This is a genomic window from Stenotrophomonas sp. YIM B06876 (assembly GCF_030711595.1).
Classification (GTDB): domain Bacteria; phylum Pseudomonadota; class Gammaproteobacteria; order Xanthomonadales; family Xanthomonadaceae; genus Stenotrophomonas.
Map to the genome: position 1 here is coordinate 148,620 of NZ_JAUJUJ010000003.1, position 12,692 is coordinate 161,311.

10 protein-coding genes are annotated in these 12,692 nt (G+C 65.7%); 8 read left to right on the forward strand and 2 right to left on the reverse strand.

The window, feature by feature from the left end; translation table 11 throughout:
* Positions 1–35: 35 nt before the first annotated feature.
* From creD to QZH66_RS02945, 7 genes are all read left to right on the forward strand, one after another.
* Positions 36–1,364 carry a cell envelope integrity protein CreD gene (creD, locus tag QZH66_RS02915; protein WP_305804450.1) on the forward strand — a complete coding sequence of 443 codons (1,329 nt, stop codon included), beginning with the start codon at positions 36–38 and terminating at the stop codon, positions 1,362–1,364.
* 174 nt (positions 1,365–1,538) lie between these two features.
* Positions 1,539–1,754, forward strand: a complete 216-nt coding sequence (locus tag QZH66_RS02920) for a hypothetical protein (protein WP_305804451.1) — start codon at positions 1,539–1,541, stop codon at positions 1,752–1,754.
* A 32-nt stretch (positions 1,755–1,786) separates the two neighbouring features.
* Complete coding sequence (locus QZH66_RS02925) at positions 1,787–2,392, forward strand: GNAT family N-acetyltransferase (RefSeq protein WP_305804452.1); 606 nt, start codon at positions 1,787–1,789, stop codon at positions 2,390–2,392.
* Positions 2,389–3,273 (forward strand): carbon-nitrogen hydrolase family protein, encoded by an 885-nt coding sequence (locus QZH66_RS02930; protein ID WP_305804453.1) that lies wholly within the window; start codon positions 2,389–2,391, stop codon positions 3,271–3,273. The genes QZH66_RS02925 and QZH66_RS02930 overlap by 4 nt, the downstream gene beginning before the upstream one ends.
* A 125-nt stretch (positions 3,274–3,398) precedes the next feature.
* Positions 3,399–4,961, forward strand: coding sequence for a M20/M25/M40 family metallo-hydrolase (locus tag QZH66_RS02935; protein ID WP_305804503.1), 1,563 nt, complete (start codon positions 3,399–3,401; stop codon positions 4,959–4,961).
* A 233-nt stretch (positions 4,962–5,194) separates the two neighbouring features.
* A complete protein-coding gene (gltX, locus tag QZH66_RS02940) occupies positions 5,195–6,598 on the forward strand; it encodes a glutamate--tRNA ligase (RefSeq protein WP_305804454.1) in 1,404 nt (467 codons plus the stop codon).
* 17 nt (positions 6,599–6,615) lie between these two features.
* Complete coding sequence (locus QZH66_RS02945; protein WP_054660932.1) at positions 6,616–7,101, forward strand: Fur family transcriptional regulator; 486 nt, start codon at positions 6,616–6,618, stop codon at positions 7,099–7,101.
* A 252-nt stretch (positions 7,102–7,353) separates the two neighbouring features.
* Here QZH66_RS02945 and QZH66_RS02950 read toward each other — a convergent pair whose 3' ends face one another.
* Entirely contained in the window at positions 7,354–9,465 is a 2,112-nt protein-coding gene (locus QZH66_RS02950; protein ID WP_305804455.1) for a hypothetical protein, read from the reverse strand.
* Between the two features lie 546 nt (positions 9,466–10,011).
* Here QZH66_RS02950 and QZH66_RS02955 point away from each other — a divergent pair.
* Positions 10,012–10,479 carry a hypothetical protein gene (locus QZH66_RS02955; protein ID WP_305804456.1) on the forward strand — a complete coding sequence of 156 codons (468 nt, stop codon included), beginning with the start codon at positions 10,012–10,014 and terminating at the stop codon, positions 10,477–10,479.
* Positions 10,480–10,889: 410 nt separating this feature from the next.
* Here QZH66_RS02955 and QZH66_RS02960 read toward each other — a convergent pair whose 3' ends face one another.
* Complete coding sequence (locus tag QZH66_RS02960; RefSeq protein ID WP_305804457.1) at positions 10,890–12,680, reverse strand: amidohydrolase; 1,791 nt, start codon at positions 12,678–12,680, stop codon at positions 10,890–10,892.
* Positions 12,681–12,692 lie beyond the last annotated feature (12 nt).

The following is a 12,692-nucleotide window of genomic DNA, read 5'->3' on the forward strand; positions in this document are numbered from 1 at the left end:
CGCCAGTCTGCCCGCCTTCCCTCCGAGGACGGACCATGACTTCCCTGAAACTGGTGTTGCGCTTCGCCATTGTCGGCGGGCTGATCCTGCTGCTGCTGGTGCCGCTGATGCTGATCCGCGGCACCATCCATGACCGTGAGCGCTATCGCGACGAGGCAATGCAACGGGTGGCACAGAGCCGGGCCGGGGCGCAGACGCTGATCGGACCGGTGCGGATCGTGCCGTGGACCGAACAGCGGCAGGTTGAAGTGGTCGACGCACGCGGCGCGCACAAGAACGAGATCCAGATCGGGAAGGGTTTCGAGCTGCAGCTGCCGCAGCGGCTGCGGGTGGGCGGACAGATGCGTCCGGATGAGCGCCGGGTCGGCCTGTTCCGGGTGCCGGTATACAGCTGGCACGCGCAATTGCAGGCCGAATTCGCCGATGAGCCGTATCGTCCGGTCGAAGGGCGCACCTACGGCCAGCCGTATCTGGCGCTGGGAATCGCCGATGTGCGCGGACTGGTCGGTACCCCGAACCTGCGCGTGGATGGCCAGGCAATGCGCATGCAGCCCGGCGCCGGCGCGCTGGACGCCGCTTCCAGGGGGCTGCATGCGAGGTTGCAGCCGCTGGCCGATACCCGCCAGGGCGTGATTGTTACCGGACGCAAGGTGGAGCTGGAGTTCGTGCTGGACGGCACCCGCTCGCTGTCGGTGGTGCCGGTGGGCGACGACACCCGCGTGGCGATCTCCTCGCCGTGGCCGCACCCGTTGTTCGGGGGCAGTTTCCTGCCGAACCGGCGCACGGTGGATGACGGCGGTTTCAAGGCCGAATGGGCGGTGTCCTCGCTTGCCTCGGCGGCGCAGGCGCAGCTGCGTCAGGCGCTGGTGGCGCCTGCCGAGATTGAAGCCCTGCAGGTTGCGCTGGTCGATCCGGTCGATGTCTACACCCAGGCCGATCGCGCCAGCAAGTACGGCATCCTGTTCGTACTGCTGACCTTTGTCGGCTTGGTGCTGCTGGAACTGATCAAGCGGCTGCGGATCCACCCGCTGCAGTACCTGCTGGTCGGGCTGGCACTGGCGATCTTCTTCCTGCTGCTGCTCAGCCTGTCCGAGCACATCGCGTTCTGGCAGGCCTACCTGGTATCGGCGGCAGCGTGCATCGGCCTGCAGGCGTTCTACCTGTCCGGGGTATTGCACAGCGGCCGGCGCGCGGCGGCGTTTGCCACCCTGCTCACCGCGCTGTATGGCGTGCTGTACGGGTTGCTGGTGTCGGAAAACAACGCCCTGCTGATGGGCTCGCTGCTGCTGTTCGGGATCCTCGCCGCGATCATGTGGGTCACGCGCAAGGTGGACTGGTACGACGTCGGCAGCAGCCTGCGATGACGGGCCTGCAACTGCGGGTATCCCGGCGGCTGCGGCAGCTGCTGCCACCGGCAGTGGCAATGGTGGTGAAACTGGCGGAGCAGGGCGAGGGCTGGTCGGGCTCGCCCCAACGCGCGGCTGCCGCGGGGCGCCGCCGCGCGTTGGGGCTGCCTGCGGCTCACACTGGAAGGCGGCGTGGCAGCGGCGATCCGGCAGCACGGCATGGCCGCACTGCCGCAGGTGGATGGTGCGCAGGGATGGCGGGGCTGGCTGCCGCTGGGACCGCGCCCGCTGCGATTCACCGCGCAAGGGCCGCAGTCGGGCCAGTTGCTGCTGCTCGATGCCTTGCACCGCCGGCTGTGGCTGCTGTGGCATGAACCGGCTTCCACCCGGGCACGGACCCGATACTGAGGCGCCGGCAATGGCAAGGCTAGAATTGAGCGATGACTGCTTCCCTTACCGTCACCGCGCTGCGTGGTCAGCAACTGCTGCCGTTCCTGGATGACGTGGCGCGCCTGCGCATCGCCGTGTTCAACGACTGGCCCTATCTCTATCAGGGGGAGCCAGATCGCGAGCGTGACTATCTGCGCATCTATGCGGCCACGACCGATGCGCTGTGCGTCATCGCCCGCGCCGGCGACGAGGTGGTCGGTGCGTCCACCGGGCTGCCGCTGGTCGAAGACGGCCCGGCCTTGCGCAAGCCCTTTGAAGACGCGGGTGTCGACCCGGCGCGGGTGTTCTATTTCGGCGAATCGGTACTGCTGCCGGCATGGCGCGGGCAGGGTGTCGGCCACGCCTTCTTCGATGCGCGCGAGGCCCATGCGCGGGCGCTGGGCCGGTTTGCGCTGACCGCGTTCTGCGCGGTGGATCGCGTCGAAGACGATCCACGGCAGCCAGCCGGACAGCGACGCAACGATGCCTTCTGGCGCAAGCGCGGCTATACCCGCCAGCCAGGCATGACCGTGCATCTGCGCTGGAACGAGGCCGGACACGGCGAGGTCGAGCATCCGCTCACTTTCTGGACCCGCCCGCTGGAGGCAACGGCATGAAGATCGCAGTGGCCAAATACCCGGTCGGTTGCCCGGCCGATTTCGCCGCGTTTGCCGCGCGCCAACGCGAGGTGCTCGGGCAGGCCGCCGCCGCCGGTGCGCGCATCGCGGTACTGCCCGAATACCTGTCGCTGGAACTGGCGGCCACGCTCGGGCGCCCGGTGTTCAGCGATCTGGCCGCTTCGCTGGCCGGCACCCAGCGCTATCGCCGCGACTGGCTGGCGTTGTTCGACGGGCTGGCGCGCGAGCTGGACATGCATATCGTGGCTGGCAGCTTCCTGCTTGATACCGGCAACGGCCGCTATCGCAACCGCAGTGACTGGTTCACCCCGGCCGGCACCCATGGCTGGCAGGACAAGCTGCAGCTGACCGGCTTCGAAGCGGCCACCGGGTTGATCGATGGCGGGGATCTGCTGAAGGTGTTCGATGTCGATGGCATCCGTGCCGGCGTGGCGATCTGCTATGACAGCGAATTTCCGCTGCCGGTGCGCGCGCAATACGAGGCCGGCGCGCGCTTGCTGGTGGTCCCCAGTTGCACCGATACCGCCGCCGGAGCCACCCGGGTGCGCGTGGGCTGCCTGGCGCGCGCGCTGGAAAACCGCATGTTCGTCGCCCAGGCGGTCACCACCGGCCTGGCGCAATGGAGTCCGGCGCTGGACATCAATACCGGCGAGGCGGCGATCTTCGCGCCGATGGATGCCGGTTTTCCTGCCGAGGGCGTGCTGGCGCAGACCCGCGACAAACAGCTGTGGGCGATGGCCGAGCTGGATTTCGGTGCCTTCGCCGACAACCGTGCGCGTTCGCAGGTGGCCAATGACCGGGATTGGATGCGTCAGCTGCGGCCCTCGCTGGTGCGCGCGCGGCGCAGCGGATTCGACTGACCTGCGCCGACCATGACTCTTGGCCGGCGAGGCATCGGACCGCGACGGCTAGACTCGGTTGTTCGACGAATCAGGCCAAGGGCCGGGGGAATGGAGTGATCAAGCGTTGTTTGCTGGTGGTGTGCATGGGGTTGGCCGGGAGCGTAGCGGCGCAGACCAAAGAGCCGGTTGACCTGGATATGGTCAGCAAGATCCGCCAGGAGGCCTTCCATCGCTCGCAGGTGATGGACACCTTCAGCCATCTGACCGAGACCATCGGGCCACGCCTGAGCAACTCGCCGGCGATGACCCGGGCCAATGCCTGGACTCGCGGCAAGTTCAACGAATGGGGCTTGGCCAACGCCCACGATGAAGCCTTCGACGATTTCGGCCGCGGCTGGGAATTCACCAGCGCCAGCGTCGAGATGCTGGGCGAGCGCGTGCAGCCGCTGCACGCGCTGCCCAAGGCGTGGACCCCGGGTACCGCCGGTCCGGTTGAGGGCGAGCTGGTGCAGGTGACCATCAAGAAGTTGGCCGATCTGGACAAATACCGCGGCAAGCTGCGCGGCAGGATTCTGCTGCTGGGCGAGGCGCGCGAGTACCAGCGTGGCGTCGAGGCCGATTCGCACCGCCATGACGCCACCTCGCTGGAAGGCCTGCAGGAGTTCACCCTGCCCAGGACCTCCAACAAGGACCGTGCGAAGCGGATCGCCGAATACACCGAACGCCAGGAGCTGGCCAAGGCCGTCAATGCGTTCTTCGCCGAAGAAGGCGCACTGGCGGCGATCAGCATCAGCGGCTGGGACAACGGCATCATCCGCGTGGCCGGCGGTGGTTCGCGCAAGGCCGGCGAGCCGGTCGGCGTTCCGGAACTGGCGATGATCGCCGAGCACTTCAATCCGCTGGCACGCGCGCTGGAAAACAAGCAGCCGGTGAAACTGCGGGTCAATGTGGCCGCGCGCTTCACCGACGAGACCGATCAGCCCGGCTACAACACGCTGGCCGAGATCCGCGGCGGCAGCAAGGCCGATGAGGTCGTGATGCTGGGCGCGCACATGGATTCCTGGCACAGCGGCACCGGCGCGGCCGACAACGCCGCCGGCGTGGCGGTGATGATGGAAGCCATGCGCATCCTCAAGGCGGTCGGCGCCAAGCCCAAGCGCACCATCCGCGTGGCCTTGTGGAGCGGCGAAGAGCAGGGGCTGGTCGGTTCGCAGGCCTATGTGGCCAAGCACCTGGCCGCCTATCCGGAGCCGGCCGATGCCGCGCAGAAGGCGTTGCCGGCCTCGCTGCGTGATCCCACCGGTCCGCTGCAGCGCAAGCGCGATTACGACAGGTTCTCCGCGTACTTCAACATGGACAACGGCTCGGGTCGTTTCCGTGGCATCTACGCCCAGGAAAACATGGCGGTGATGCCGATCTTCGAAGCGTGGCTGGCGCCGTTCCACGACGTCGGTGCCACCACCGTGGCCACCCGCAACACCGGCAGCACCGACCACATCAGTTTCGACCGTGTCGGTCTGCCGGGCTTCCAGTTCATCCAGGACCGGCTGGACTACTTCAGCAACGTCCATCACAGCCACCTGGACACCTGGGACCACGCCGAGCCGGAAGACCTGAAACAGGCCGCCGCCATCGTCGCCAGCTTCGTCTATCACGCCGCCATGCGCGACGAAAAGCTGCCGCGCAAGCCGTTGCTGGAAAACTGATTCCCGCCTAACCCGCACCCCCCACGGGCCGGCATTTGCCGGCCCGTTCTGTTTCCGCGCGGTTTCCCGCCGCGGCTTGGCTCGGCCGGGGAGCTTTCCGCGCTGCTCCGTCGCAGGCTTTCCTGCACCTGCATGAAGGTCAAAGCGTCCACCCATGAATGCCCCGTTGGGGGCGGGAGGTGCTGGCCGGTGGCGCGGGGTAAAATAGGCCGATTCCCTATTCCGGTTCCGCCATGATCTGCCGCACCCGTTTCGCCCCCAGTCCCACCGGTTACCTGCACATTGGTGGCGCCCGCACCGCGCTGTACTGCTGGCTGGAGGCGCGCCACCGTGGCGGCGAGTTCGTGCTGCGTATCGAAGACACCGACCGCGAGCGCAGCACCCAGGGCGCGATCGACGCGATTCTGGAAGCGATGGAGTGGCTGGGGCTGGACTACGACGAAGGCCCGATCTACCAGACCGCGCGCGTGGCCCGTTACCAGGAAGTGGCCGAGCAGCTGGTCGCCGCCGGCAAGGCCTACTACGCCTACGAGACCCGCGAGGAGCTCGACGCGATGCGCGAGGCCGCCATGGCCAGGCAGGAAAAGCCGCGCTACAACGGCGCCGCCCGCGAGCTGAACCTGCCCTACAGGGACGATCCGAACCGGGTGATCCGCTTCAAGAATCCGCTCGACGGCACGGTGGTGTTCGACGACCTGATCAAGGGCCCGATCGAGATCGCCAACAGCGAGCTCGATGACATGGTGATCTTCCGCCCGGATGGCTTCCCCACCTACAACTTCGCCGTGGTGGTGGACGACTGGGACATGGGCATCACCGAGGTCATCCGTGGCGATGACCACATCAACAACACCCCGCGCCAGATCAACCTGTACGAAGGCATCGGCGCGCCGGTGCCGAAGTTCGGCCACATGCCGATGATCCTGGACGAGCAGGGCGCCAAGCTGTCCAAGCGCACCGGCGCGGCCGACGTGATGCAGTACAAGGACGCCGGCTACCTGCCCGAGGCGCTGCTGAGCTACCTGGCCCGGCTGGGCTGGTCGCACGGCGACCAGGAGCTGTTCTCCCGCCAGGAATTGATCGCGCTGTTCGACGTCACCAACTGCAACTCCAAGGCCTCGCGCCTGGACATGGCCAAGCTGGGCTGGGTCAACCAGCACTTCCTGAAGACCGAAACGCCCGAATCCATCGCCCCGCACCTGGTCTACCAGCTGCAGAAGCTGGGCCTGGACGTGGCCGCCGGCCCGGCCCCGGCCGACGTGGTCATCGCCCTGCGCGAGCGCGTGCAGACGCTGAAGGAAATGGCCGAGAAGGCGGTGGTCTGGTACACGCCGCTGACCGAATACGACGAGGCTGCCGTGGCCAAGCACTTCAAGCCCGGCGCCGAAGTTCCGCTGGCCAAGGCCCGCGAGCTGCTGGCCGCGCTGCCGGAATGGACTGCCGAGAGCGTTTCGGCCGCCCTGCACGATGCCGCCGCCGCGCTGGAAATCGGGATGGGCAAGGTCGCCCAGCCGCTGCGCGTGGCCATCACCGGCACCCAGGTCAGCCCGGATATCTCCCACACCGTGTATCTGGCCGGCCGCGAGCAAGCGCTCAAGCGCATCGATGTAGCCCTGACCAAGGTCCCCACGACCTGACTTTCCCCGAGGTAGACATGACCGACGCGCACACCTGCACCGCCCCCCACCACCACGTCGAAGACGCGGCGGATTTCATCGCGGTGGTCGAACGGGTGTGCCGCGAGCGCGGATTGCGGCTGACCCCGATCCGCGCCAACGTGCTGCGCCTGATCGCCGAGGCCGGCAAGCCGGTCAAGGCCTACGAGCTGCTGGAATGGGTGCGCGAGGGCAAGGGCGTCGGCGCCGATGCCCCGCCCACGGTCTACCGCGCGCTGGATTTCCTGATGGCCAACGGCTTTGTGCACAAGCTGGCCTCGGTCAATTCGTTCGTCGCCTGCCACCATCCCAGCAGCACCCAGCACTCGGTACCGTTCCTGATCTGCAACCGCTGCCACAGCGCGGTGGAGCTGGAAGACCGCGACATCGTCCGCCAGCTGGAAGAACGCGCCAAGGCACTGGGCTTCAAACCGCAGGCCCAGACCCTGGAAGTCCACGGCCTGTGCGCCAACTGCGCTGGTTGACCCCTGGCCGCTGTTGATTACTGCAAAGGCCGCACACCGTGCGGCCTTTGCTTTTCAGCGGTTCCGTGAGGCTGCGCGAATGCTGATGCAGGCTCGGTTGATGGCAGCCGCCGCGCCGGCACTGGGGCGGCCTTCGGCGGCGGTGCAGTGCGGAACGCCAACCAGTTGAAAACTGATCGCCCACCAAACCGGGCGCCACTGCCAGAGACTCCGGGCAGCTTGTACCGGCAGTAAGTCCTACTGCAGGGAGCATCACTCCGATTGGCGACGAACCTCGATGTCGACGATGTGGCGAGGCGTCCGCCCAAGCCGGGGATCGCCGTTGCCGATGGCGACGATGTCCTCATGTTCGTCGCCAGCCCACAGGCCGACTAGATGGTGCAGGAAGAAATCCGCATAGGAGCAGCTAGCGTCCCGCACCTGCATCGCCACGACGGAGGCCTTGCTCGTGTGCAGTTGGGTCAAGTTCCTGACCAGCCGCGCAGGGGAGACCCAGAGCGTCGGACGAGGTGCGGCGGGCGTCAAGAACAGGTAGTAGGCGTGCTCGGACTGCTTGAGCATGTTCTCGCACTGCCTCAGTTCAATGCCTATAGCCAAACTGAAGCCGCTCCCCGACGCGGTGCCGCGTCGCTTCTTTACCTGCACCAAGGTGGCTCGCTGGATCACCGTTTTGCCCTGGTCCACTATGCGGGTCAGGAACAGCACGTCAGCCCCCAGTGGAGCTCCAGCAGGCGTGCTGGTCCCTTCCTCCCGCTTGCTGGGCTGGCGCACCTTCACTGACAGGCTTGGATACGTCGCCCGCGTCGTGGTCGAGAGTTGGCGCAACTGGTCGCTCACGCTGCCAGCTGCTTCCTGCGTCAGGGTCAGGAGGCGCGCCGTGTGGGCCTCCTCGTCCTCTCCCCAGGTTGCCGGATACTCGCGGCAAAACTGTTCCTCGATCTGACTGATTGCCCTATGGATGACGCGCTCCACGGACGGGTCGCCCAGCCAGGTTTGGGCGCCAACGCTCGGCAACGCAGTGGCATCCGCGCCTTGGTCTGCTGGCCCCTCCCAGTCCAGTGCACCTTGGCTGGACCGCACCAGCCCCTTGGCTCTCAATTGCACCTGCCTTGGACTAGTGATGGCGAGCCTGTTCGCAAAAGCCAAGTGATCCTCCATATCCATCAATCGCAGAAGAACCGGTTCGACTTCAGCGAACGCTGTCTGCTCGAGCCAAAAGCAGGCGAAATCGAGGAGACCCTGGGCCAGCTCTGGCTCTGCCTTCACATGGTCGAACAGATCCTGCCGCCAGGCCTCGCGGGCGGCAGGGCCTAGCTGGCTCCACAGTGTCTCTCGGCCCCACGCCCCTGATGGCAATTCTCTGAGGCTCGCAGCAACGCTTTGCTGTCCGGGCCGCGTTGGGCCCCCGAGCTCGTGCCAGGCCGCGGCAAGCACCAGGTCCGACGGCATGGTGTCCGCCAATAACGTAGCAAGCGTCGAGCAGGCTGTGGCAACGCATTCCTTGAAAACTTCTTTCTTCTCTGTCTTCAGGCGGCTGTGCCAGCGCAGGAACAGGCCGCGCACATCGTCCGCCACGATCGTGCGGCAATGTTGGATCAGCCGAGGAAAGACGGCCGGATCGACTCGATTAAGAACCTGCTCGCATGCCCGCCGGGACGCCTGCACCGTTGGCGAATTCTCAAACAGCGAGACGACGAGATCACGTACTTCGATGCCTGAATAGCTGCCGACATGGGTCTCCAAATATTCGCTTACATGCTGCCAATGCTGCTCGACGAGCTGCTCGAAAGCCCAGTTATTCTGGCCGTGACCGGGGGCAACTAATTGAAGGCCATGGATGCAATCGTCCTCCGATGTACGGGCTACCAGCGCCGTCATGATCTCCCGATCGTCCAAAAATCGACCCCGGTCATATGAACCGGCATCGAGCAGCCAACTCACCCATAGCGCGCGGGGCGTGATCTCCGCCACGATGGTTTCGCGCAAGGCTCGGGAGTCGCCTTGAAGCACGTCGTTCCTGAAGGTCTGATTGGCAGACCGGTAGGCATCCTGGTCCAAGATGGACGATGAATCCTTGATCCTGGTAGATCCGTGCCCGAGGATTGCGAGGGTCAGTGCCAGCGGCCCTTGCAGTGCAGCGATCTCAAATTCGAACACAAAGCGGTCAACAACGGTTTGCGAACCGCATGTCCCATGGAACTTAGAGCGGGTTTTCTCGGCAGATAGGTGGGAGTAGTCCAGCCGAAGCATGCCCTCGCTGACGTCAAAGTAGCGCTCTAAGTGTTCGACGAGCGGCGGGGCCCAATCGGTCAGCGGAATACTGGCAATTGCCAGTTCATTATCGAAGTCAATCTTTACGCTCAAGACGTTCTCTCTTTCTCGTACTGGCGCCGCCTGTCCGATGCCGTTACGCGGGCGCCGGAGAAGCGCGGCGCGCTGGCCTGATGAATCTCGACAAGCCCAACTCGGCACTGGCGATGCAACACCAACGGGCTGGGACCTTCGCATTAGGGTAGTTGAATCAAGCAATTCCCACTCGATTGTCAACTTGCCATTCCGTCCAGAGCAACATTTGGCACTTGGCTTCTTCATCGCGATACCGTGTCGGTGTCGCTGAAATCTTCCGAACCCACAGTTTGTACGGAAGGGCTCCTGCGAAGTTGAGCCGAAGACATCGCCTAGATAGACGGGTTTGTCGCTGATAGATGATCTCGGCGTGCGCCTCGTCACCGGCCGCAATAACTGCAAAGCAGGAGGTGGCCTGTATCTGGTGAATTTCTGCTCATGGCCGATAGCGGTCGCCGGGTGAGAGTCTGTCCATATCCAGGGCAGACTGTTTGCTTGGTACTGTCGCCCAAGCTGGTGGGCGGAAATGACCGGTTCTATTGGCGGCGGTGCCCGATGTGATGGGTGCAGGTAACGCAGCGGTGGATCGGCTCTGCTCCGCACAGTGCGGATCGGTGCGGCAGGAGGGGGACGGGGGCAGAGCGGTCCGTCTGGGCTCTGCCCACCGGGCGCTACGCCCAGCCGACGCCTGTCCTCTCGGCATCGCTTGCCGGGGCGCAAGCCAGAATTGAATTCAATTTCAGAACAATCGACCAAAAATCGGTCGACGCCGAGCAAAAATCGCTCGCGCGCGACCGAAAAATGGTCGTGAACGACCGAAAATCGGTCGTCGTCGAGCAAAAATCGGTCGTGCACGACCAAAAAATGGTCGGCGTCGACCATAAATCGCTCGCGCGCGACCAGAAATCGGTCGGCATCGACCGAAAAATGGTCGTCGTCCTCCGGAAATCGGTCGTGCGTGAGCAGAAATCGGTCGCCATCGACCGGAAGCCGGGCGTCGATGACCGTAGATCCCCCGTTGTCAGCGGCTAGCTGGCCGCCGCCGGGCACCAACCGCTAGTCCGCGCCCGCCCACCGGCCGGGGCAATGACCGGCCAGCAATTGCAGCTTCCGCCGGCGAAACACGGCGATCCACCCGTCCGGCGCTTGTCCCTCCCGCCGCCGGGTAGCAACAGCTCGTCCGCGCTCGCCACTGACCGGAGCAATGATCGCCCGACGCTTGCTGAGGCAACGACAGGCCGGGGCTTGCCACTTCCGCCGCCGAAACCGGGTAATCCCCCAGCCGGCGCTCACGATTCCTATCCTCCGGCCGGTGCTTGCCGCTCTCACAGGCCAAGCCGGGCGAGAGCGCCCGGAAACCGGTTGTCGGGGTAGAAGCCGGTCAGATGGATTGCCGGCTCCGGTGACCGGACCGGGCAATCCCGCCCGGCCGGCGCAGGGGTTCAGTGGTGGTGGCCGAAGCCGGTGTCCGCCAGGCGGCGAGCGCATTCGGGGTTGTCGGCGCAGGACGCGCTGGTGCTGGCGGTGTCGCTGGCCGCGTCGTAGATCACCTCGCCGTCCTTGATGGTCTGTAGCACCTTGATGCTGTGCAGGTCGGCGTGGGCGATGGTCAGCGGGTTGTCCGACAGCACCACCAGGTCGGCGCGTTTGCCGGTTTCGATGGAGCCCTTGCTGTCCTGCTCGCCATATTGCTCGGCCGCCCACAGGGTGAGTGCCTTGAGCGCTTCCAGCGGTGTGACCCGCTGGTCCGGGCCGAGCACATAGCCGCTGCGGGTGGTGCGGTTGACGGTGGCGTCCAGCACCCGCATCGCGTCGGGGAACACCACCGGCGCGTCGTGGTGGGAGGTGAACTTCATGCCGGCATCGAGCACCCAGCGGGTGGGCGAGATGTTCTCGGCCCGCTCCGGGCCCAGTACCGATTCGCGGTGCCAGTCGCCCCAGTAATAGGTGTGCATCGGAAACAGCGACGGGAAGATGCCGAGCCTGGCAATCTGCGGCACCTGGTCCTTGCGCAGGGTCTGGCCGTGGATGAGTACCGGCAGCAGTTTCTTGCCGGGGTGGGCTTTTTCGGCCGCGCTCACGGCATGGATGAACTGGTCGATGGCGGCATCGCCGTTGGCGTGGGCCAGCACCTGCCAGCCGTGCTCCCAGGCGCGGTTGATCAGGTCGTCGGCCTGGGCATCGGTGAAGATCGGATAGCCGGCGTAGGTCGGCTTCTGGCCTTCGGGCACCTTGTAGTAGGGCTGGGTGAGCCAGGCAGTCTTGCCCTGCGGCGAGCCGTCCAGGGTGATCTTGACCCCGCCGATGCGGAAGTGATCGGTGTATTGGCGGCTGTAATACGGCCCCTGCATCGCCGGGTTGCTCAGCGCCACATCGATGTTGGCGTAGGACACCACATCGATCTTCAGTTTTCCGGCCTTGCCGGCCAGCGGCAGCATCGCCAGCGTACCGGCATCGGTGTTGCCGTCCTGGGCGGTGGTGTAGCCGTTTTTCATGTACAGCGCCTGGCCGGCTTCGAGCATCGCCATGGCCTCGTCCAAGCCCAGGGTGGGCATCAGCTTGGCCAGGGTGAGGTTGTGCGCGTTCTCCTCCATCACCCCGTTGGGCACCCGCGAGCCGGGTTCGCGGCGGATCACCCCGCCTTCCGGGTCGGGGGTGGCGGCGGTGATGCCGGCCACCTCCAGCGCCTTGCTGTTGTATGCGCCCAGATGGCCGGACTGGTGCATCAGGATCACCGGGATCTGCGTGGTGATGGCATCCAGTTCCTCGCGCGTGGGATGGCGGCGTTCGGCCAGCTGCGAGTCGTCATAGCCGAAACCGATCAGCACCTTGTAGCCGCGTGGACCGGCGGTCTGGGTGTAGAACTGGCGCATGATCCGCTGCAGGTCCGGGATCGAATTGCCTTCACCATCGGGCGCCGGCAGCAGGTTGGCCGACAGCGCCTGCAGGCCGGTGCCGGAGACATGGCTGTGAGCGTCTACGAAGCCGGGGGTGAGGGTGTGCCCCTGCAGATCGACCGCGCGTGCGTCGGGGCTGAAGCGGGTGGCGGCCTTGCGGGTGCCGACAAACGCGATCTTGCCATTGCGCACCACCACCGCCTCGGCCTGCGGCTGGGCGTCATTGACGGTGATGATCGGGCCGCCGGAATAGAGGGTGTCGGTGCCAGCCGCAGCGGCGGTAGCGCTGCCCAGGGCCAAGGCGGTCAAGGCGGGAATCGCGAAATAGCGGGTCATGGCGGGTGTTCC

Excerpts from the sequence above, each read along its gene's own strand:
- creD (WP_305804450.1), top strand. The coding sequence starts at position 36 with ATGACTTCCCTGAAACTGGTGTTGCGCTTCGCCATTGTCGGCGGGCTG.
- QZH66_RS02925 (WP_305804452.1), top strand. The coding sequence starts at position 1,787 with ATGACTGCTTCCCTTACCGTCACCGCGCTGCGTGGTCAGCAACTGCTG.
- QZH66_RS02930 (WP_305804453.1), top strand. The coding sequence starts at position 2,389 with ATGAAGATCGCAGTGGCCAAATACCCGGTCGGTTGCCCGGCCGATTTC.
- QZH66_RS02935 (WP_305804503.1), top strand. The coding sequence starts at position 3,399 with ATGGGGTTGGCCGGGAGCGTAGCGGCGCAGACCAAAGAGCCGGTTGAC.
- gltX (WP_305804454.1), top strand. The coding sequence starts at position 5,195 with ATGATCTGCCGCACCCGTTTCGCCCCCAGTCCCACCGGTTACCTGCAC.
- QZH66_RS02945 (WP_054660932.1), top strand. The coding sequence starts at position 6,616 with ATGACCGACGCGCACACCTGCACCGCCCCCCACCACCACGTCGAAGAC.
- QZH66_RS02960 (WP_305804457.1), bottom strand. The coding sequence starts at position 12,680 with ATGACCCGCTATTTCGCGATTCCCGCCTTGACCGCCTTGGCCCTGGGC.